At 69.6% G+C, this 21265-nt stretch carries 19 protein-coding genes and 1 tRNA gene; 10 read left to right on the top strand and 10 right to left on the bottom strand.

The genetic code is table 11. The features are described 5' to 3' along the window. Window positions 1-178: 178 nt before the first annotated feature. Window positions 179-1678, bottom strand: a complete 1500-nt coding sequence (locus tag A5730_RS09465; protein WP_067898728.1) for an amidase — start codon at window positions 1676-1678, stop codon at window positions 179-181. Between the two features lie 62 nt (window positions 1679-1740). Here A5730_RS09465 and recO point away from each other — a divergent pair, with 62 nt between their 5' ends. Genes recO through A5730_RS09450 form a run of 3 tightly spaced genes read left to right on the top strand, consistent with a single transcriptional unit; the run spans window position 1741 to window position 3888 of the window. Then, window positions 1741-2535 (top strand): DNA repair protein RecO, encoded by a 795-nt coding sequence (gene recO, locus A5730_RS09460; protein WP_067817839.1) that lies wholly within the window; start codon window positions 1741-1743, stop codon window positions 2533-2535. Then, complete coding sequence (locus A5730_RS09455) at window positions 2528-3418, top strand: decaprenyl diphosphate synthase (RefSeq protein WP_067898724.1); 891 nt, start codon at window positions 2528-2530, stop codon at window positions 3416-3418. The genes recO and A5730_RS09455 overlap by 8 nt, the downstream gene beginning before the upstream one ends. Window positions 3419-3459: 41 nt before the next feature. Then, window positions 3460-3888, top strand: coding sequence for a hypothetical protein (locus tag A5730_RS09450; protein ID WP_067898721.1), 429 nt, complete (start codon window positions 3460-3462; stop codon window positions 3886-3888). Between the two features lie 4 nt (window positions 3889-3892). On the opposite strand, the gene A5730_RS09445 is transcribed toward A5730_RS09450, so the two are convergent. The 3 genes from A5730_RS09445 to A5730_RS09435 form a co-directional block, all read right to left on the bottom strand. Further along, entirely contained in the window at window positions 3893-4897 is a 1005-nt protein-coding gene (locus A5730_RS09445; RefSeq protein WP_067898718.1) for an alpha/beta fold hydrolase, read from the bottom strand. 127 nt (window positions 4898-5024) lie between these two features. Further along, window positions 5025-5417: a Fur family transcriptional regulator gene (locus tag A5730_RS09440; protein WP_067817679.1), complete on the bottom strand. Its 393-nt coding sequence runs from the start codon at window positions 5415-5417 to the stop codon at window positions 5025-5027. Then, window positions 5414-5770: a metalloregulator ArsR/SmtB family transcription factor gene (locus tag A5730_RS09435; RefSeq protein WP_231994666.1), complete on the bottom strand. Its 357-nt coding sequence runs from the start codon at window positions 5768-5770 to the stop codon at window positions 5414-5416. Before A5730_RS09435 ends, A5730_RS09440 begins: the two co-directional genes overlap by 4 nt. A gap of 244 nt (window positions 5771-6014) precedes the next feature. Here A5730_RS09435 and A5730_RS09430 point away from each other — a divergent pair, with 244 nt between their 5' ends. From A5730_RS09430 to A5730_RS09420, 3 genes are all read left to right on the top strand, one after another. Next, the gene (locus tag A5730_RS09430; RefSeq protein ID WP_067898712.1) at window positions 6015-7406 is read left to right on the top strand and encodes a glycine--tRNA ligase; all 1392 of its coding nucleotides are present in this window, start codon (window positions 6015-6017) and stop codon (window positions 7404-7406) included. A gap of 226 nt (window positions 7407-7632) precedes the next feature. Further along, the gene (locus A5730_RS09425; RefSeq protein ID WP_067898709.1) at window positions 7633-8838 is read left to right on the top strand and encodes a PPE family protein; all 1206 of its coding nucleotides are present in this window, start codon (window positions 7633-7635) and stop codon (window positions 8836-8838) included. 258 nt (window positions 8839-9096) lie between these two features. Then, window positions 9097-9354, top strand: a complete 258-nt coding sequence (locus A5730_RS09420; protein WP_067898706.1) for a hypothetical protein — start codon at window positions 9097-9099, stop codon at window positions 9352-9354. 10 nt (window positions 9355-9364) lie between these two features. Here the strand turns inward: A5730_RS09420 and A5730_RS09415 are convergent, their stop codons facing one another. Continuing rightward, window positions 9365-11338 carry a TPM domain-containing protein gene (locus A5730_RS09415; RefSeq protein ID WP_067898703.1) on the bottom strand — a complete coding sequence of 658 codons (1974 nt, stop codon included), beginning with the start codon at window positions 11336-11338 and terminating at the stop codon, window positions 9365-9367. An 89-nt stretch (window positions 11339-11427) separates the two neighbouring features. On the opposite strand from A5730_RS09415, the gene A5730_RS09410 reads away from it, so the two are divergent. From A5730_RS09410 to dnaG, 3 genes are read left to right on the top strand one after another with little or no spacing between them, the layout of a single operon-like run. Beyond that, entirely contained in the window at window positions 11428-12693 is a 1266-nt protein-coding gene (locus A5730_RS09410; RefSeq protein WP_067898701.1) for a deoxyguanosinetriphosphate triphosphohydrolase, read from the top strand. A gap of 53 nt (window positions 12694-12746) precedes the next feature. Then, window positions 12747-13355: a superoxide dismutase family protein gene (locus tag A5730_RS09405; RefSeq protein WP_082946780.1), complete on the top strand. Its 609-nt coding sequence runs from the start codon at window positions 12747-12749 to the stop codon at window positions 13353-13355. A gap of 30 nt (window positions 13356-13385) precedes the next feature. Continuing rightward, complete coding sequence (gene dnaG, locus A5730_RS09400; protein ID WP_067898699.1) at window positions 13386-15350, top strand: DNA primase; 1965 nt, start codon at window positions 13386-13388, stop codon at window positions 15348-15350. Here dnaG and A5730_RS09395 read toward each other — a convergent pair. Beyond that, window positions 15325-15603 carry a hypothetical protein gene (locus A5730_RS09395; RefSeq protein ID WP_067898696.1) on the bottom strand — a complete coding sequence of 93 codons (279 nt, stop codon included), beginning with the start codon at window positions 15601-15603 and terminating at the stop codon, window positions 15325-15327. The genes dnaG and A5730_RS09395 overlap by 26 nt on opposite strands. A 151-nt stretch (window positions 15604-15754) precedes the next feature. Between A5730_RS09395 and A5730_RS09390 the strand changes: the two genes are divergently transcribed. After that, a tRNA-Asn gene (locus A5730_RS09390) sits at window positions 15755-15827 on the top strand. A 67-nt stretch (window positions 15828-15894) separates the two neighbouring features. Here A5730_RS09390 and A5730_RS09385 read toward each other — a convergent pair. The 4 genes from A5730_RS09385 to A5730_RS09370 form a co-directional block, all read right to left on the bottom strand. Further along, a complete protein-coding gene (locus A5730_RS09385) occupies window positions 15895-17541 on the bottom strand; it encodes an NAD-dependent malic enzyme (protein ID WP_067898693.1) in 1647 nt (548 codons plus the stop codon). 95 nt (window positions 17542-17636) lie between these two features. Continuing rightward, window positions 17637-19022 carry an NtaA/DmoA family FMN-dependent monooxygenase gene (locus A5730_RS09380; RefSeq protein WP_067898690.1) on the bottom strand — a complete coding sequence of 462 codons (1386 nt, stop codon included), beginning with the start codon at window positions 19020-19022 and terminating at the stop codon, window positions 17637-17639. After that, window positions 19019-20140 carry an LLM class flavin-dependent oxidoreductase gene (locus A5730_RS09375; RefSeq protein WP_067898687.1) on the bottom strand — a complete coding sequence of 374 codons (1122 nt, stop codon included), beginning with the start codon at window positions 20138-20140 and terminating at the stop codon, window positions 19019-19021. The genes A5730_RS09380 and A5730_RS09375 overlap by 4 nt, the downstream gene beginning before the upstream one ends. After that, entirely contained in the window at window positions 20137-21258 is a 1122-nt protein-coding gene (locus A5730_RS09370; protein WP_067898684.1) for an LLM class flavin-dependent oxidoreductase, read from the bottom strand. The genes A5730_RS09375 and A5730_RS09370 overlap by 4 nt, the downstream gene beginning before the upstream one ends. Window positions 21259-21265 lie beyond the last annotated feature (7 nt).

Genomic DNA, 21265 nt, shown 5'->3' with positions numbered 1-21265 from the left:
AACGACGTTCCGGACAAACTCTCCCGGTGGAAGCTGCGCGGTGCAGCCGATTCAGGTGGACCTGCGCAGGCACCCGCGTCGCCACCGGCTATGCGAGGCCTCGCCGACCTCGAGCAACCCGTGGGCGCGCACCCCCGCATCGACAAGTCGCGCAACCGAAGTCAACCGAGCGGTGATTTCACCGCCGCGACGGCGGTGTGCCGGCCACCGGCGGCGCGCCCGTTTCGGTGTTCCACCACATCGTCGGCTGCTTGGTCGACCACCCGCACACCGCCTCCAGTTCGGCCGCGAGCGAGATCAGCATGCCCTCGCTGTTGGCCGGACCCATCAACTGCACGCCGATCGGCAATCCCTCGGAAGTGAAGCCGGCCGGCACGTTGATCGACGGCCAGCCGAGCACGTTCCACGGGAACGTCAGGGGGCACGCGGCGATCATCGCCCGATCGGTGCCAAAGCTGCTCAACCGGTCGAACGCGCGCGCCGGCGGCGGCGGCTGCGCGGTGGTCGGGGCGAGAACGACGTCGACGATGTCGAAGATGGAACCCACGCGGCGCTGGACGGCGGCCTCGTGCCGGCGCGCGGTGCGCAGGATCGCCTGACCCAGCACGTGGCCCGTGCGCAGGTTGGCCAGCGTGCGGGGGTCCCAGATCACCCCGTCGCCCAGCCGTTCCTCCCAATCCCGCAGGCCGGCGGTGGACCGGGCCAGGAAGTCCCACGACAGCCGCAGGCCGTAGTCGGGATTGCCGGGCACCACGGTGTGGCCGAGCAACTCGAGCTGTTTGGCCACCGCCCGGGTGGCGGCCAGGATCTCGGGATGCAGCTTGGGGCGGAAGCCGGTGTACGGGAACCGGGTGGACAGCGCGATGTTCAACGGGCCCGGGGCGATGCCGACGTAGTCGGACGCGGTGATCGGGGGCGGTTTGTGGCGGTCGCCCTCGACGTTGCCGGACGCCGCGTCGAGCACCAACGCCGCGTCGGCGACCGTGCGGGCCAGCACGCCGTTGACCGTGATGCCGTTGAACGCCTCGGGCAGGGGCCAGGTCGAGATGCGGCCGCGCTGCGGCTTGATCCCCACCAGGTGCGTCCACGCGGCGGGGATGCGGACGCTGCCGGCGCCGTCGGACCCGATCGCCGCGGTGACCAGACCCGCGGCCACGGCCGCCGCGCTGCCCCCCGAGGAGCCGCCCGGGCTGTGCCGGCGCGACCAGGGATTGCGGGTATGCCCGAAACCGGGTCCGCTGGTGAACGGCCACTGACCCAGTTCACAGGTGTTGGTCTTGCCGACGATCACCGCGCCCGCGGCCTTGAGGCGGCGAACCACCTCGGCGTCGTGGGCGGCGGGCGCGACATATCCCTCGGTGCCGAATGCGGTCGGCACGCCAGCAACGTCGACGTCGTCCTTGACCGCGATCGGGATGCCGAGCAGTGGCGCGGTGTCGCCGGCCGCCCGCCGCCGGTCGGCCGCCGCCGCGTCGGCCCGCGCCGACTCGGTGAGCACCACGCGGAAGGCGTTCAACGTCGGCTGGCTCGCGTGGATGGCGTGCAGGGACCGGCGCACCAGTGTGACGGAAGTCACGGACCGGTTGGCCAGCTGATAAAGCAGGTCAGTCAGTGTGGGCAGGCGCTGGCCACCGGGCCCGAAAACGGACCCAGGACCTGACTCGGGAGCGCCAATCACGGGGTACGAGACTAATCGGCGCGGATACCAGCATTGTCGCGGCGGGGTGCAAAACTATGGTGATGCGGCTGTATCGAGACCGGGCTGTGGTGTTGCGCCAGCACAAGCTCGGCGAGGCCGACCGGATCGTCACCCTGTTGACCCGCGATCACGGGCTGGTTCGGGCGGTGGCCAAGGGCGTGCGTCGCACCCGCAGCAAATTCGGCGCGCGGCTGGAGCCGTTCGCGCACATCGACGCGCAACTGCATCCCGGCCGCAATCTCGACATCGTCACCCAGGTGGTCTCGATCGACGCGTTCGCCACCGACATCGTCCGCGACTACGGCCGCTATACCTGCGGGTGCGCGATGCTGGAAACCGCCGAACGCCTCGCGGGGGAGGAACGGGCCCCCGCCCCGGCCCTGCACCGGCTCACGGTGAGCGCGTTGCGGGCGGTGGCCGACGGCCGGCGGTCCCGGGACCTGCTGTTGGACGCCTACCTGCTGCGCGCCATGGGCATCGCCGGCTGGGCGCCGGCGCTGACCGAGTGCGCCCGGTGCGCCACCCCGGGGCCGCATCGGGCGTTTCATGTCGGCGCCGGGGGCAGCGTCTGCGCCCACTGCCGTCCGGCCGGTTCGACGACACCGCCGCCGGGCGTGCTGGATCTGATGTCCGCGTTGCACGACGGCGATTGGGACTTCGCCGAGCAGACTCCGCAATCGCACCGCAGCTACGTCAGCGGCTTGGTCGCCGCGCACCTGCAATGGCATCTGGAGCGGCAGCTCAAAACGCTGCCGCTGGTGGAACGGACCTATCACGTCGACCGCGCCGTCGCCGAACGGCGCGCTGCGGTGATGGAGCAGTTGGACTGTGGCTAAAGCTGAGCACAAGCTCAAGTCGACCGACTTCCCGCAGCTGCCCCCGGCGCCCGACGATTATCCGGTCTTCCCCGAACGGTCGACTTGGCCGGTGGTGTTCCCCGAGTTGCCGCCGTCTGAAGGCGGCGGCCCGAGCCGGCCACCACAGCACACCTCGAAGGCGACCGCACCCCGGATCCCGGCGGATCGATTGCCCAATCATGTGGCGATCGTGATGGACGGCAACGGCCGCTGGGCCACCCAACGTGGACTGACCCGTACCGACGGCCATAAGGCGGGCGAGGCGGTCGTCATTGACATCGTTTGTGGCGCAATAGAAATCGGGATCAAGTGGCTCAGCCTCTACGCCTTCTCCACCGAAAACTGGAAGCGTTCCCCCGAGGAAGTCCGCTTCCTCATGGGCTTCAACCGCGACGTGGTGCGCATGCGCCGGGTGAACCTCAAGACCATCGGGGTGAAGATCCGCTGGGTGGGCTCGCGTCCACGCCTGTGGCGCAGCGTGATCAACGAGTTGGCGATCGCGGAAGAGATGACGAAGGACAACGACGTCATCACCGTCAACTACTGCGTCAACTACGGCGGTCGCGCCGAAATCGCCGACGCCACAAAAGAAATCGCACGCTTGGCCGCCGCTGGCCGGCTGAACCCGGAGCGCATCACCGAGGCGACGGTGGCAGCGCACCTGCAGCGGCCCGACATCCCGGACGTGGACCTCTTCCTGCGAAGCTCGGGGGAGCAGCGGTCCAGCAATTTCATGCTGTGGCAGGCCGCCTACGCCGAGTTCATCTTCCAGGACAAGCTGTGGCCGGACTACGACCGCCGCGACTTGTGGGCCGCCTGCGAGGAATACGCCTCGCGCAACAGGAGATTCGGGAGCGCATAGTGGGGACCGGAAGCGTGGCGGGTCCTCACGGGAAGGATCCTATGCCGTCACTGCAGGAGAGGCTGGCGTCGGCGCTCGCCGAGGTGCTACCGGTCGACGAGGAAGCCGACGGGGCCCTGACGGTGCGCCATGCCGGGACCATCGCGTCGCTGCGGGTGGTGAACATCGCCGAAGACCTCGACCTGGTGTCGCTCACCCAGGTCTTGGCGTGGGATCTGCCGCTGACCAAGAAGATCAGCGACCAGGTCGTCAAGCAGGCCCGCAACAGCAACTTCGGCAGCGTCACGCTCGTCGAGAAAGTCAACGACAAGGCCGTGCAACGCAATTCGGGCAAGGGCGCGGCCAAAAGCGCGGACGTGATCCTGCGCTACAACTTCCCCGGTGCCGGCCTGACCGACGACGCCCTGCGCACCCTGATCCTGTTGGTGCTGGATTCCGGCGCCGGTATCCGCGGCGCGCTGACGGGTTAGGGCTCTAGGACACCGCAGACTTTCTCGGGCCGACGACTTCCGTACGGGGGGAAACGTCGTCGCCACCGCCGGTGCGCAGCAGCGAGTGCATCAGGTCCAGGTTGTAGTCGGCCGGTCGGGTCGAGTCGACGAACCGTTCGACGACCTCGACGAAGCGATCCGGATGGTCGTGGAACGGCATGTGCCCGGAGTCCTCGAAGATCTCCATCCGCGAACCGGCGATCGCCGCGTGGGCCGTCCGGGCGTGCTCCACCGGGATGATCACGTCGTCTTCGCCCCAAATGATCTGCACCGGAACGTCTTGCATGAGATAGCTGCGGTCCAGCATGGTCACGTATTGACCGCGCGCGTCGACTACCGACCGCAGGGTGCGCGCGAACGCGGCCAGCCCGGCGGGGTCCGTGAAACCCTCGAGCATTTCAACGACGTCGGCAGCGTCGCGCCCGAACCTGGTGGAACCCAGCACGGTCTGCACGGCGCGGCCGAAGCGCCGCACCGCGGGCAGCACGCCCGGCGCGCGCAGCACGCCCAGCGTCTCGGCGCCCAGCGGCATCGCGGCCAACCGCAACGCCGGGCTCACGTCCTTCGAGACGCCGCCGGCGCTCACCAGCACGATGCGTTCGACCAACTCCGGGTACTGGTAGGCGAACTGCATGGCCACCCCGCCACCGAACGAATGCCCGACGAGGGTGACCCGGTCGATCCCAAGCACGGCGAGGAGGTCGCGCATGCCGTTGGCGAAGGCCGGCAAGGAGTAGTCGGCGTGGGGTTTGTCGGACTCGCCGTGACCCAGCAGGTCCGGCGCGATGACCGTGAACCGCTGGGCAAGCTTGGCGTGCACGGGTTCCCACGATTTGGAGTTGCAGCCGACGCCGTGGATGAGCAGCAGCGCCGGTCCGGACCCCGCGACCCGGAAGGCCCGGCGGTAGCCGTGGATCGTCCGGAACTGCAGTGCCGGGGGCTCGACCTCGCGTACCGGCCGCAGTTGGGACACCGTGTCCTTGCGCATCGCGTGCTCACTTCCCTTGAGATGTCGTCTCGGCCCGGGGGCCACTCATGGGTAGGAGCACGCGGCGCACGCGTGGTGGACAGTTTTTTCGAAACGTTTTCCGGGGCCGGATTCGGCTCGGGTCAGCCTAGGCCCCGCACTGTGAGCACGTGCCGAATATTTCGATGGTGTGGCTGACGTCGGAGTAGCCGTGTTTGGCGGCGACCTGCGCCGCCCACGCCTCGACCTCGTGGTCGCCGACCTCGATGGTGGAACCGCAGCTGCGGCAGACCAGGTGGTGATGATGGTGCTCCGAGCACCTGCGGTACACCGACTCCCCGGTGTCGGTGCGCAGCGTGTCGACCATTCCCGCCGCCGCCATCGACTGCAGCGTCCGGTAGACGGTGGTCAGCCCGATGTTCTCGCCGCGGCGGCGCAACTCGTCGTGCAACTCTTGCGCCGAGCGGAAGTCGTCGAGGGTGTCCATCAAGGTGGAAATCGCGGCCCGCTGGCGGGTTGACCGGACGCTGGCGCCCGTCACGCGGTGTCCTCGCCGGCGTGCGCGACGGCGTCCACGACAATGTGCGCCAGGTGGTGATCGGCCAGCCGGTACAGCACCTCGCGACCCGAGCGCTCCCCGGCGACCACCCCGGCGGCCTTCAGGATCTTCAGATGCTGGCTGACCAGCGGCTGCGGCACGCCCAGTGCGTCGACCAGCTCGTGCACGCAGCGGTGCGATTCCCGCAGCTGCAGCACGATGGCGATCCGCACCGGCGCGGCCAGCGCGCGCAGCAGCTCGCCGGCGGCGGCCAGGATTTCCCGCGGCGGCGGGACCGGGTAGTCGGCCAGGGCGTCCGGACCGGCGTCGCCGTGCTCGTGGGCCACCACGCTCATGGCCGATCCCAGCTCGTCGGCGCGATCGGGAGGCAGGGGGACGTCGCCATGGGAGAGAGTCATCACCTCGAAAAGTGCCAGGTAGTCGGGGGCGGCCCGCGGTGAGGAAACGCGATCGACCGACTTCCACTGTCACATGCATGATGACGCATGTCAAAGACCGCGGCGCCGATCGTTACCATGACTGTTGCTCTGTGCGCGGCGGTCTGCTCCCCGCGCGTAACCGCCCAAACCCGGAAAGGGAGTGCACCGCCCCGTGGCGTCCGTCATCGACACCGTAGTCAACCTGGCCAAACGGCGCGGCTTCGTCTTTCCCTCGGGCGAGATCTACGGCGGCACCCGCTCGGCGTGGGACTACGGCCCGCTGGGAGTGGAGCTCAAGGAGAACATCAAGCGGCAGTGGTGGCGCGCGGTGGTCACCGGCCGCGACGACGTGGTGGGGATCGATTCGTCGATCATCCTGCCGCGCCAGGTGTGGGTGGCCTCCGGCCACGTCGAGGTCTTCCACGACCCCCTGGTCGAGTCGCTGATCACCCACAAGCGCTACCGCGCCGACCACCTCATCGAGGCGTACGAGGCCAAGCACGGGCACCCGCCGCCCAACGGGCTGGCCGACATCCGCGACCCGGACACCGGCGAGCCCGGCCAATGGACGGAGCCGCGCGAGTTCAACATGATGCTCAAGACCTACCTCGGCCCGATCGAGACCGAGGAGGGGCTGCATTACCTGCGCCCGGAGACCGCGCAGGGCATCTTCGTCAACTTTGCCAACGTGGTGACGACGGCCCGCAAGAAGCCGCCCTTCGGTATCGGCCAGATCGGCAAGAGTTTTCGCAACGAGATCACGCCGGGCAACTTCATTTTCCGGACCCGCGAGTTCGAGCAGATGGAGATGGAGTTCTTCGTGGAGCCGTCGACCGCGAAGGAATGGCACCAATATTGGATCGACACCCGCCACCAGTGGTACGTCGATCTCGGTATCGATCCGCAGAATCTGCGGCTCTTCGAACACCCGGCGGACAAGCTCTCGCACTACTCCGACCGCACCGTCGACATCGAGTACAAGTTCGGCTTCGCCGGCAACCCGTGGGGTGAGCTGGAAGGCGTGGCCAACCGAACCGACTTCGACTTATCCACGCACGCAAAGCATTCCGGCGCCGACCTGTCGTACTACGACCAGGTCACCGACACGCGCTACATCCCGTACGTCATCGAACCCGCGGCCGGCCTCACCCGGTCGTTCATGGCGTTTCTGATCGACGCCTACACCGAGGACCAGGCCCCCAACGCCAAGGGCGTGATGGAGAAGCGCACGCTGCTCCGGTTGGACCCGCGGCTGGCGCCGGTCAAGGCCGCGGTGCTGCCGCTGTCCCGGCACGCCGACCTGAGCCCGAAGGCCCGCGACCTGGCCGCCGAATTGCGCACGTGGTGGAACATCGATTTCGACGACGCGGGCGCGATCGGCCGGCGCTACCGGCGCCAGGACGAGGTGGGGACGCCGTTCTGTGTGACCGTGGACTTCGATTCGCTGGAAGACAACGCCGTCACGGTCCGCCGGCGCGACGACATGACCCAGGAACGGGTGGCGATGAACGCCGTGTCCGATTACCTGGCCGCGCGGCTCAAGGGCTGCTGACCACCGGGTTGGCGCATTCCGGGCCCCCGTCCGGCCCATCGGCGTGGGCGGCGGCGCATCCGCCACGCCGACGTATTAAACGTTTGATAAAAAACCGTTGCTGGGCGGCCGATTGGCTTTAGGCTCGGTAAACGAATGTGTTGCTCACGTGTCTAGTCGCTCGGGGGTGGGTGTCGGTTCGTGTGGGTGTAGGAGCCGTTGACTCGGTCGGTGAGTTGGGGATGTGATGATTCCAGCTTTTCTGTTATTTCCCCCCGAGATCAACTCTGCGCTGATGTATGGCGGCGCGGGCCCCAGCACGTTGTTGACGGCGGCCGCGGCCTGGGACGCGCTGGGCGCGGATTTGTCGGCCGCCGCCGCGTCCTTCGAGTCCGTGGTGACAACATTGGCCGCTGGTCCGTGGATGGGCCCGTCCTCCATGGCGATGGTGGCGGCGGCCACGCCCTATCTGCAGTGGTTGATTTCGGCGGCGGGGCAGGCCGAGATCTCGGCCATACAGGCGCGGCTGGCGGCGTCGTCGTATGAGGCGGCGTTCCTGGCGACGGTGCCCCCTCCGGCCGTGCTGGAGAACCGCATCCGGTTGCTCACCCTGATCGCGACGAACATCTTGGGTCAAAACACCCCGGCCATCGCGATGACCGAACTCGAGTACATGGAGATGTGGGCCCAGGACGTGGCCGCCATGGTGGGCTACCACGTCAGCGCGCAGACGGTGGCGACGACGCTGCCGGCGTTCAGCGTCCCGCCGGCCGGTCTGAGCGGCTTGGCGGGGTTGATAACGGCGCCGCTGGAGATCGTGTCCCAGCTGCTGGGGGGCGTCGGCGGCGCGTTCATTTCGCAGCTGCAGTCGGTGCTGGGCGTGTTCTCGCCCTTGCTGTCGTCGGTGACCTCGCTGCTGACATCGATGCCGGTGACGACGATGACCACGGTGGCGCAGATCGGGATGTATCCGGCCAGCGCCCTGATGTCGCCCATGATGGTGCTGGCCCACGGCGTGGCGCCGGCGGCCGCACCGGCGATGGCCGGTGTCACCACCGTCGCCGCCTCGGGAGGCGCGCAGGCCACGGCGGGCGGCGCCCACAGCCTGCAGACCCTGGGCGGGCTGGGCGTGGCGACGGCCGGGTTGGGCACCGCGCGGTTCGTGGGGGCGATCACGGTGCCGCCGACCTGGCAGGGGTCGATGCCGGTGCCGGCGGTGCTGACGAGCCTGGCGGTGCCGGCGCTCGGCGGCCAGCTGCCGACCCCCTTCGCGACGGGGGCCACCGGGGGATCGTCCGCGTCCGGCAGCGGTACGGCACCGGCGATGCCCATGGCGATGGAGGGGCGGGGGACCGAGGACGGCAAGACCGATGCGAGGGGCCGCCGCGGCGGCGAGAACCCGCACGTGGTGCAGGCGCGGCCCAAGGTGGTGCCGCGGGGGAGGCGCGGGTAGGGCCGGCCCGACCCGCGCGCGGTCGGCGTGGCCGTTTCGTCGCAGTTCCGGCCCGCGTCGTGGCCGTCCGCTTTGCGAAAAGCAAATCCCCGTTTTTGGGGTATTTGTCTGAAGTTTGGCTTACGATGTGGCTGCTTGGTGTTAATTGGTTCGGCCACAGCATCCGAAGATTCGGCTGTGGAAGGGGGCAACATGCTTTTGCCTCTTAGTCCGCCGTTACCCGACGACTCGGTGTCGGCGGTTAGGGGTGAGTCGGGGATGCTCGGTGGCCTGTCGGTTCCTCTCAATTGGGGTGTGGCCGTGCCGCCGGACGACTACGACCACTGGGCCCCGAAGCCGGAAGTGAGCGAGGACGCCGCCGAAGCCCCCGTTGACGCCACAGCCCCCGCCGTCGTCGCGGACGCCAGTCAATTCACCGAGTGGACCGAATGGAAGCGGTGGGAAGGCGAGGCCGAACCCCGCATCAACATGCCGCGCAGCGGAGGCGTAATACCGCATTCACCGGCCGCCGGCTGACCGCGAGCGCTCAGAATCGCCCGCCGCCACCCATCAAGCCGCCGCCGGACGAGCCGCCGAACGACGTCGGGCTCCAGCCGCCGAATCCACCCCGCATCCCGCCGCTGAGCACGTTGCCGATGATGATGCCGCCCAGCATCGCGCCGATGTCGCTGCTCCCGCCGCGGGTGTAGGCGCGCTGAGCCGATTGGACATCGGCATTGGCCAGCGTCTGCGCCTGGGCGGCCAGCGTCGACGCCGCGTTGGCGTGGGCGATCGCGTCGGTCGGGTTGGTCGCCCTCTTGTCCCGCGCGGCGTGCAGGTGCCGGTCGGCTTCGGCGAGCCGGGTGCGAGCCTCGGGGCCGATGCTGCCCCGGCGTGTGTCGATGTAATCGGAGACCGCCCGCACCCGGGACTCGGCGGTGAACAGCGCCTGCTCGATCGACCGCTGCAGCTGCTCGGCACTGGCCCGCTCCTGGGCCAGGGTGACCAGCAGCTCGCCGAGGTCGGCATCGGCCTTGGTCAGCTGGGCGAACGCGCCGAGCGGGTCGGTGGCGGCCCCGGCGCGGGCCCCGTCGACGGCGCGGGCGGCCGCATCGCGCGCCGCCAGCAGATCGCCGGTGTGAGCGGTGGTCTGCCCCTTCGCCAGCAGCTCGCCCGCGCGCTGGATGTCCGCCTGAATGTCGGCCATGGCCGACGGCAGGCGGTCGATCGCGTGCTGGATGTCGGTGGCCGCGTTGTCCACCGAGTCGAGCAAGGCGCGCGCCTGCCCCAGCGCGGACTCGGCGGCGCGGACCGCATCGACCAAGCCGGCCTGGCGGCCGCCGACGGCTTCGGCGGCCAACTCCCGGGCGGTGCCGATGTTGCGGTCGGCGAACGCCAGCCGCTCCTTGGCGGCCGTCACATTGCCGGACACCGAAGTCAGTGCGGCCGCGTCGAATTGGCCGTGCAACTCGGCCAGCCGCTGTTCTGACGGGCCGATGCGCGTGGTGAGCTCGATGTAGGCCTGCGTGAGCCCGTCGAGCCGCGATCCGGCGTTGATCACCAGGTCACGCAGGTTCTCGAACGCCTCGGTCTGCGATTCCAGTTCGCGGTCGGCGCGCGCCGCCGACACGACCACCCGGGTGAGCAGTTCGCGACGCTGCCCGGGCGTCTCGGGCGTGCTGTCGTCCAGCTGTTGTCGCACCGTGAACGCTTGGGACAGAGCGGCTTTGGCGTTGCCCAGGGCCTGGGTGAAGGGTTGGGTTCGGTCCTCGCCGAATTCGGCGACGGCCAGGTCGAGCTCGTTCGAGCTGGTTCGCACGGCGTTGTCGACGTCCACCACCAGCGCGCGGGACAGATCGTCAAGGGCCTCCAGCGGCACCGCGGCCAGCGCCTGGGAGTCGGTGGGGTCGACCCGTCGGGCCGCGGCCAATGCGGCCGCGCGCCGCCGCCGGCGGCGATAGCGCATCACCAACAACAGGGCCGCCAGCGCGCCGACAATGAGCGCCAGCGTCACCAGCAGGACCACCCGGCCCGACGAGCCCGGCGACCTGTTGAGCCCGTTGGCCGCGGCAACCGCGGCGCCGCTCCAGTCGCCGTTGTGCAAGGCCGGTTCGATCTTGTTGCGCCGCAAGTCATCGACCTGGCGGGCGCTGACGCTCTTGACGGTGGTCGGCACCAGGAAGGCGTATGCCCGGCTGGTGGTGGCGACGGCCAGCAGGGCGTCGTAGTCGCCCAGATCGCTCGAGCGCATCGTGGCCTGTGCCCAGCTCACCGGGTCCTGGCCGGAGAACGTGTCGACGTAGACCACCCACAGCCGGACGTGCCGATCCGTGTACAGCCTGCCGACCGCCGACGTAACCGCCGAGCGGCCGGAGTCCGAGAGCACGCCCGCGTTGTCGGTGACGTAGTCGGCCAGCCGGAACGGGGGCTGCGCGCCGGCCGCGGGCGCGACGAGCAGCCCCCCGCCTAACGCGATCGCGAGGATCGTCGCGACCACGCTTAGCGGGCGGGCAGTGCGCATGACGCCAATTTAGCCCCGCGGGCATACGGGCAAATAGCCGTGCGGCGCAGCGATCCCCCGCCCGGCATTCCCTGGCAGACTGTGCTGCGGTGAGCACGAATCGGCAAGACCCCTACGACGACTTCGACCGGCAACGGCGGGTACGCGAAGCGCCGAAGACTGCGGGTCTGCCGGGTACCGAAGGCCAACATCGCACCGACTTCGCCCGGGACCGGGCCCGCGTGTTGCATAGCGCCGCGCTGCGCCGGCTGGCCGACAAGACCCAGGTCGTGGGGCCGCGGGAAGGCGACACCCCGCGCACCCGCCTGACGCACTCGCTGGAGGTCGCGCAGATCGGGCGGGGGATGGCGGTCGGGCTGGGCTGCGACCTCGACCTGGTCGAGCTGGCCGGCCTGGCCCACGACATCGGCCATCCGCCCTACGGGCACAACGGCGAGCGCGCCCTGGACGAGTTCGCCGCCGACTACGGCGGCTTCGAGGGGAACGCGCAGAACTTCCGCATCCTGACCAGTCTCGAGCCCAAAGTGCTTGACGAGCAAGGCAATAGCGCCGGGCTGAACCTGACCCGCGCGTCCCTGGACGCGGTCACCAAGTATCCGTGGCCAAGAGGTGATGGGCGACGCAAGTTCGGGTTCTACGACGAGGACCGCGAGCCGGCGGCCTGGGTTCGCGCCCGCGCGCCGGAGGGCCGGATGTGCCTGGAAGCGCAGGTGATGGACTGGGCCGACGATATCGCCTACTCGGTTCACGACGTCGAAGACGGCGTCGTCTCACAGCGCATCGATCTGCGCGTGCTCGCCGACGACGACGAGGCGGCCGCGCTGGCCAAGTTGGGCGAGAGCGAATTCTCCCGGGTCAGCGCCGACGACTTCATGGCGGCGGCGGAGCGGCTCTCGACGCTGCCGGTGGTCGCCGCGGTCGGCAAGTACGACGCGACGCTGGCGGCGTCGGTGGCGTTGAAGCGACTCACCAGCGAACTGGTGGGCAGATTCGCCTCGGCCGCCGTCGCCACCACGCGCGCGGCGGCCGGTCCCGGTCCGCTGGTGCGCTACCGGGCCGACCTGCTGGTGCCCGACCTGGTGCGCGCGGAGGTCGCCCTGCTGAAAATCCTTGCGCTGCAATTCATCATGTCCGATCCGCGGCACCTCGACACCCAAGCCAGGCAGCGCGAACGGATCCACCGGGTGGCGCGGTCGCTGTACTCCGGGGCGCCAAGGACGCTCGACCCCGTCTTCGCCGCGGCATTCATCACCGCGGCCGACGACCGCGCCCGGCTGCGGGTCATCGTCGACCAGATCGCCTCCTACACCGAGGGTCGGCTGGAACGAATCGACGCGGGCCAGGCGGCCGGTTAGCGGCGCGTCATCCCGCGGCGGTGCCGTCGCCGTCGCGGGATAGGCTGCCCGGCATGACCAAATTCCGCGGTATCGCCACCCTCGCGGTGGGGCTTCCCGTCGTCGCCATCACCGCCTGCAGCTCACCTCAGCACGCGAGCAGCCAGCCCGGCACCACCCCTCCGGTGAAGAGCGCCGCACCGTCCTCGTCGGGCGAGACGACGACACCCGCGCCCAACGGCGAATCGCTCAGCGCGCAACTGAAGACGCCGGACGGGCGGACCGCCGCCACGGCGACGTTCGACTTCACCGGCGGGTACGTCACCGTCACCGTCAAGACGGCGGCCGGCGGCATCCTGACGCCCGGATTCCACGGCCTGCATGTCCACGAGATCGGCAAGTGCGAGCCCAACTCGGTCGCCCCGACCGGCGGCCCGCCCGGAAACTTCCTGTCCGCCGGCGGTCACTACCAGGCCCCCGGGCACACCGGCAAGCCGGAAAGCGGCGACCTGACCTCGCTGGAGGTGCGGTCGGACGGTTCGGCTTACCTGGTCACCACTACCGACGCGTTCAACCGGGACGTGCTGGTGGGCGGCCAGGGCAAAGCCCTGATGCTGCACGGCGCCGAGAACACCGACAACGCGATGGAACGGGTGGCATGCGGGGTCATCGGAACCGGTTAGCCGGCCCGGTCGGCGCTCTAGACTGAGCCGATGTCCAGCCCGGCAGGTTCGTGGGGGCGCGCCCCGCGCGCGGATGACGACGCCCGGCCCAGGGGCCGGGGCCGGATCCCCGATCGGGACATCGCCGCCATCCGCGAGCGGGTCCGCATCGAGGAAGTGGTGGGCGATTACGTCCAATTGCGGCGCGCCGGCGCCGATTCGCTCAAGGGCCTGTGCCCGTTTCACGACGAGAAGTCGCCGTCCTTTCACGTCCGCCCCAACCATGGCCACTTCCATTGCTTCGGCTGCGGCGAAGGCGGCGACGTCTACGCGTTCATCCAAAAGATCGAACACGTCAGCTTCGTCGAGGCCGTCGAGCTGCTCGCCGACCGTATCGGCCACACCATCAGCTACACCGGCCCGGCGACCAGCGTGCAACGCGATCGCGGGAGCCGCAGCCGGCTCGTCGCGGCCAACGCGGCCGCCGCGGAGTTCTACGCCGCGGCGCTGGAATCCGACGAGGCCGCGCCGGCCCGGCAGTACCTGACGGAACGCAACTTCGACGCCGAGGCGGCCCGCCGGTTCGGCTGCGGCTTCGCGCCGTCCGGATGGGACTCGCTGACAAAACACTTGGTACGCAAGGGTTTTGAGTTCAAGGAGCTGGAAGCGGCCGGGTTGTCGCGGCAGGGGCGGCGCGGCCCGATCGACCGCTTTCACCGGCGGCTGCTGTGGCCCATCCGCACCGCTGCCGGCGAGGTGATCGGGTTCGGCGCCCGCCGGCTGTTCGACGACGACCCGATGGAAGCCAAGTACATCAACACGCCCGAGACGCTGCTGTACAAGAAGTCGTCGGTGATGTTCGGGATCGATCTGGCCAAACGCGACATCGCCAAGGGGCATCAGGCGGTCGTGGTCGAGGGCTACACCGACGTGATGGCGATGCATCTGGCCGGGGTCACCACCGCCGTGGCATCGTGCGGCACCGCGTTCGGCGACGAGCATCTGGGCATGCTGCGCCGGCTGATGATGGACGACAGCTTCTTTCGCGGCGAGCTGATCTACGTGTTCGACGGTGATGCGGCCGGGCGCGCGGCCGCGCTCAAGGCCTTCGGCGGCGAGCAGAACCTGGCGGGGCAGTCGTTCGTCGCGGTGGCACCGGACGGCATGGACCCGTGCGACCTGCGGCTGAAATCCGGCGACGGCGCGTTGCGCGACCTGGTGGCCCGGCGCACCCCCCTGTTCGAGTTCGCGATCCGCACCGCGATCGCCGAGATGGACCTGGACAGCGCCGAGGGCCGGGTCGCGGCGCTGCGCCGCTGCGTGCCGATGGTCGGCCAGATCAAAGATCCCACGCTGCGCGACGAGTACGCCCGCCAACTCGCCGGCTGGGTCGGCTGGGACGACGTGGCACAGGTCATCGGGCGAGTGCGCGAGGAGGCCAAGAAACCCCGAGTTTCGGCGGACTCCCGTGGAGGTGGGCGGGTTTCTGGCCCCGCCGTCGCGGCCCAACCCGCCGCGCCGCGCCCGGACCCGCGGGACCCGACCCTGTGGCCACAGCGCGAGGCGCTCAAGTCGGCGCTGCAGTACCCGGCCCTGGCCGGGCCGGTGTTCGACACGCTGACGGTCGAAAGCTTCACCCACCCCGGTTACGCCGCCGTGCGCGGGGCGATCGAGGCCGCGGGCGGCACGTCGAGCGGCGTCACCGGGGCGCAGTGGATCGACGCGGTGCGCCAGCGGGCCACCTCGGAGCTGACCGCGGGGCTGATCAGCGAGTTGGGGGTGGAGGCCGTCGCGGTCGACGACGAAAAGCTGCCGCGCTACATCGCCGGCGTGCTGGCCCGCCTGCAGGAGGTGTGGATGGGCCGCCAGATCGCCGAGGTGAAGTCCAAGCTGCAGCGCATGTCGCCGATCGACCAGGGCGACGAGTACCACGCGCTATTCGGTGACCTGGTCGCGATGGAGGCCTACCGGCGCAGCCTGCTCGAGCAGGCTAGCGGCGACGATCTGACGATGTGAGGGCCTCGTCGGCCGGTTCCTCCGCGCCGCGCTCCATGATGGCCGTTTGGTCGTCGATCTCGGCGACGGTGACGAATCCGGCGTCCGGGGAGATCCGGTTCGCGACCTTGCGGCGGCCCCCTTCGATCATCGACTTGGCCACCGGGCTGCTGGTCAGCGCGCGATACGTGCCGACGATCTGCTCGTATCGGCGACGCCCGGCCTTCGAGCCCAGCACGTACCCCAGTCCAAGCACCACGACATACCGGATCAAAACGTTCCTCCCGACTAGCGACCGTTCCATCCTGCCTCACCCGGCCGGGTGCGTGCGCGCCCGATCGGCTTAGGCCACCGGCCAGAGGCGCCTCCCGTCCAGTTGGGCGCGGTAATGCCAGTACGCTAGAGTCGTCCCGCGATTGTGTTGATCCCCTGTAGCTCAATTGGCAGAGCGTTCGGCTGTTAACCGATAGGTTCCTGGTTCGAGTCCAGGCGGGGGAGCAAGGTAGAAAATCGGCGCTCCGACCGCCGCCCTTCCGCAAGCCCTTAGCGCCTCCCGCGCGCACCGCTAGTCGTAGACCGGGGCCCAGACGGCGTCGAGCACGGCCCGGCGGGCGTCGGCGTGCGTGCGGGTGGCCACCCCATCGGCCACGGCCGCGTGATACACCGCCTCGGCGACCGCGGTCGAGATGGCGCGCAGGTCCTTGACGTCGGGCAGCAGGGAGTCCCCGGGGGCCGACGGGCTGGCTTGTCGCACAACCGCTTTGGCGGCCGCCTGCAGCATGCCCTTGGTCAGCAGCTGCGCGCCGGCGACGATGATGCCCAGCCCGATTCCCGGGAACACCAGCACGTTGTTGGCCTGGCCGATGGTGTAGGAGATGCCGTCGAATTCGACCGGCGCGACGGGGGTGCCGGTGGTGATCAGCGCCTTGCCGTCGGACCATTGCAGCAGGTCGGCCGGCATGGCCTCCATCCGCGAGGTCGGATTGGACAGCGGGAAGATCATCGGGCGCTCGCAGGACGCGGTCATGGCCTGCACGACCTTCTCGGTGAAGGCGCCGAACGCGGTCGAAGCGCCCAGCAGCACGGTGGGGGAGGCCAGCTTGATGGTGTCCACCAAGCCCACCCGGTCCGCGGCGCCGATGCCCAACCGGCCGCGGTTCTTGGCGTAGGGCGCCTGGAAATCGCGCAGGTCCGCCATGTCGTCGAACAGCAGGCCCTGCCGGTCGATCGGCCAGATCTGCGCGGCGGCCCGCTCGGGGGTGGCCCCGTCGGACACCATCGCGTCGCGGATCTGGTCGGCCACCCCGATCCCGGCGGTCCCGGCCCCGAAGACAACCACCCGTTGGTCGCGCATCGGCACACCGGTGAGATGGCAGCCGCCGTACACCGCCGCGACGACCACCGCGCCGGTGCCCTGGACGTCGTCGTTGAACACGCAGTACTTCTCGCCGTAGGCGTGCAGGAGCCGGCGGGCGTTCAGCGGCCCGAAGTCCTCGAAGTGCAAAATCGCCTTCGGGAACAGGCGGTGCGCGGTCTCGATGTAGCGGTCGACGAAGTCGTCGTATTCCTGGCCGCGCCGCCGCGCGTGCCGGTTGCCCAGGTAGAACGGATCCTGAAGCAGTTGTTCGTTATTGGTGCCGACGTCCAGGGAGACCGCGATGCAGCGGCGCGGGTCGATGCCGCCGCCGGCGGTGTACAGCGCCAGCTTGCCCACCGCGATCTGGATGCCGCCCACGCCCCAGTCGCCGATGCCCAGGATCGCTTCCGCGTCGGTGCACACGATCAGGTCGACGTCGTCGGGTTCCAGCCCGAAAGTCGCGAAGGCCGCCTCGATTTCGTCGGGCTCGTCGATGCTCAGAAAGAGCCCCCGCTGTCCGCGGTATTCGTCGGAGAACCGCTGAATGGCCTCGCCGACCGTGGGCGTATAGACCACCGGCATCAGTTCGGGCAGATGGTCCTCGAGCACCTTGTAGTAGAGCAGTTCGTGGCGGTAATGCAACTGCTCAAGGAGCAGGTTGCGCCCCAGATCGATTGCCAGGCTTTGTAATTGACGCCAAACCCGGTCGGCCTGTTGATCGAGCGTGAGCACCGCGGACGGGAGGCGCCCGGTCAATCCCAACCGCCGCCGCTGCTCGTGCGTGAAGCCCACCCCCCGGTTCAGGCTTGGCGCGGCCAGTGCGGGCGGGATCCGCGGTGCGTGGGCGTCGCTCATCGCAATCTCACCTCCGTGGCGTGGCGCGTTAGGCCAACCGTAGCGTCGATCGCGGTGAACGCATCTCGAAGAGCGTTGGAAGTTGGGCCCGGTCGTCAGTCGCCGACCGCGACACCGGTGCTTCGGCCCGACCACCCGGAGACCGGCCTCAAATCCAGGTGTTCCCGCAGCGTCGCGCCGCGGTATTCGGTGCGGAAGCTGCCGCGCTCCTGCAACAACGGCACCACTTTGTCGACGAACTCGTCGAGGCCGCGTGGCGTCAGGTGCGGCACCAAGATGAACCCGTCGCAGGCATCCTCCTGCACATGCCGATCGATCTCGTCGGCGACTTGCGCCGGCGTCCCCACGAACTGCTGACGGCTAGTCACCTCGATGATCAGCTGGCGGATCGACAGGTTCTCGGCCTGCGCGCGGGCGCGCCACGCGGCGGCGACCGCCTTCGGGTCGCCGTGGCGGACGCGGCCCCGGGTGATGTGCGGATTCTCGACGGGGTCGGTTTCGGGCAGCGGCCCGTCGGGATCGTAGCCGGACAGGTCGACGCCCCAGACCTGTTCGAGGAACGCGATCGCGGTGGGTCCGCTGACCTGTTGCTCGCGGATGTAACGGGCGTTGTCCTGCGCCTCCGTCGGGGTGTCACCGAGTGCGAAGGTTGCGCCGGGCAGGACCTTCAGTTGGTCCGGGTCGCGCCCGTGGGCCGCGGCGCGGCTCTTCACGTCGGCGTAATAGCGCTGTCCGGCCTCGAGCGATCCGTGCAACGTGAACAGGGCGTCGGCATGCCGCGCGCCGAAATCGCGGCCATCGGTGGAATCGCCGGCCTGCAGCAGCACCGGATGGCCCTGAGGGCCGGCGGGCAGCGACGCCACGCCGCGGATGTCGAACTGTGCACCGCGGTGTTCGACGGTGTGGATCCGGGCGGGGTCGGCATAGACGCCCGCGTCGACGTCGGCGAGCACGGCATCGGGTGCCCAGCCGTCCCAGAATCTCCGGGCGACGGTGATGAATTCCTCGGCCCGTTTGTACCGATCGGCGTGGTCGAGGAACCCGCCGCGCCGGAAGTTCTCTCCGGTGAAGGCGTCGGACGAGGTGACCATGTTCCAGGCTGCCCGGCCGTCGGAGAGGTGGTCCAACGTGGCGAATTGCCTTGCCACTTCGTAGGGTTCGTTGAAGGTGGTGTTGATGGTTCCGGCCAGGCCCAGCCGTTCGGTGACCGCGGCGAGCGCCGCCAGGACCGTGAACGTGTCGGGCCTGCCCACCACGTCGAGGTCGTGAATCCTGCCGCGATGTTCGCGCAGCCGCAGGCCCTCGGCCAGGAAGAAGAAGTCGAACAGCCCTCGCTCCGCGGTCTGGGCGAGGTGTACGAACGATTCGAACGCGATCTGGCTGCCGGCGTCGGGGTCGGACCACACGGTGGTGTTGTTGACCCCGGGAAAGTGCGCGCCGAGAATTATCTGCTTGCGGCGCTTGACAGTTCGCGCGCTCATCCGGTCAGCCACCAGCGCTTGGCGATCAGCTCGTGCGAGCGCAGCCGATCAGTGTGCCGATGGGTCACGGACGTGATCACGAGTTCGTCGGCGCCGGTCACCCGGCGCAGCAGGTCCAGGCGGTCGGCGACCTCGTCGGGATTGCCGACGAATTGCGTTGCGGTGCGGTCGGCCACCAGTCCGAGTTCGTCGTCGGTGAGGGGTTCGCAGAGGTCGGGATCGGGGTAGGGGATGGCGCCCTGCCCGCTTCGGATGGAGTAGACCCAGTGCCCGTAGCTTGACGCGAGGTGACGCGCGGTGGCGCTGTCCTCGGCGACGACGACGTCGGCGGAGACCACCACGTACGGCTCGGCCAGCCGGGCGGACGGCCGGAACGCTTTGCGATAGGCGCCGATCGCGTCGAGCGCGGTGCCCGGGGTGATGTGGTAACTGGCGACGAACGGCAGCCCGCTTGCTCCGGCGACCTCCGCGCTCTGTCCGCGGGTGCTGCCGAAGATCCACGGCGTCAGTTGCCCGTGTTCGCCTGGGAAGGCATGTAATTCGTGTCCGTCGACGGTGTACGTGCCGTCGAGTAGCGCTTCGATGGCGTCGATCTGCTCGGCGAAGTCGGCGGCTTGCGCGCAGGGCTGGGCCAGCACCGAGGCCTGTGCCCGCATCCGGTCGCTTTTCATCAGCGCCGTCGGGTCGAACGGCGCGGGGATGACGATGCCGTCGACGTCTCGCCACGGCGCGGGCACCGACGGGGCCGTCGGCTCCGGCGATGCGACGGCCTCCCTGCGCCGCTGCCCGGACCGGCCCAGGCCCATGTCGATGCGATCCGGGTACAGCGCATCGAGAGTGCCGAAGCTCTCCACGACCGCGATCGGCGTGGTGTGGCCGATCTGCACCGCCGCGGACCCGACGCGGATGTGGTCCGTGGCCGCGGCGATCTGGCCGATCAGCACCGCCGGAGACGAGCTGGCCACCGCGACGAAGTGGTGCTCGGCGAGCCAGTAGCGCTTGTAACCCCATCGTTCGGCGTGCTGGGCGAGGTCGATCGTGTTGCGCAGCGCCGTCGCGGCGTCGCACCCGGCGCTGATCGGGGACAGGTCCAGGACGGACAGCGGGGTGACGGTCACGGTGACACCGTCGCATAGCGGTTGGGTGCGGGGGCCAATTCGAGGCGCTCACGCAGCGTTTCGCCGTCGCGGTAGCCGGTGCGGAACACCCCGGCGCGCTGCAGCGCCGGCACCAGCTCGTCGGCGATCGCGGGCAGGTCGATCGCGTTGACGGCGGGACGCAGCCGTACCCCGTCGACTCCCGCGTCGTGCCAGGCGAGCAACAGCTCGGCCAAATCGCTTGCCGCGCCGGCGAACACATGGGCGTCGGAGGAGATGGCCGCCGGGGGTGTCAGGGGGTGCTCGACCAGCGAGACGACCAGGTCGGCGTACACCTTCAGCGCCCGGCCGGCGGCGCGCTGCGCTTCGGCGACGTCACGCAGGATCGCGCGCAGGGAGTCGCGGTCGCGCGGGGTGACCACGACGATGTCGGCGCTGGTGGCGGCGAACTCATAGATCCGCGGCGCGTGGGCCAGGGCCAGCACCACCGGCTGGCCTTGCGGGGGCCGCGGGGTGATGGACGGGCCCTTGACCGAGAAGTACTCGCCGACGAAGTCGATGTAGTGCAACTTGTCCCGGTCGATGTAGCGCCCGGTTGCCGCGTCACGGATGACTGCGTCGTCCTCCCAGCTGTCCCAGAGCCGCCGCGCCACCTCCACGGCGTCGGCGGCCTCGTCGAAGAGCTGATCGGTCTGCATGCCGGAGCGCCGCCCGACGAGCGCGGCCTCGTGCGCGGTCGCGCTGACCCGCACCTGCCAGCCGGCCCGGCCGTGCGAGATGTGGTCCAGTGTCGCAATCGCTTTCGACACGTGGAAGGGTTCGGTGTGGGTCACCGTCGCGACCGGCACCAGGCCGATGTGGGTGGTGACCGGCGCGATGCGCGCGGCCACCAGCACGGCGTCCGCGCGGCCCGCCAGCCGCCGCGGCGATATCTCGGGCCGACGGCCCGGCTGAACGTCGAACGAGTCGTCGATGGTCAGGAAGTCGAGCAGGCCCCGTTCCGCGACGGCGGCCAGGGCGCCCCAGTGCCGGCCGCCGAGGTGCCCGCCCACGGCGGCGCCGTGCGCGAACGCGTATCGCCACGCGTGCGGATGCCAGCCGTAGCCGTCCAGCCCGACGGCCAGATGTAGCTCGGTCATGGCGCGC

The organism is Mycobacterium sp. ACS4054 (assembly GCF_001667275.1).
Taxonomy (GTDB): Bacteria; Actinomycetota; Actinomycetes; order Mycobacteriales; family Mycobacteriaceae; genus Mycobacterium.
This window is presented reverse-complemented; position numbering and strand designations above follow the sequence as displayed.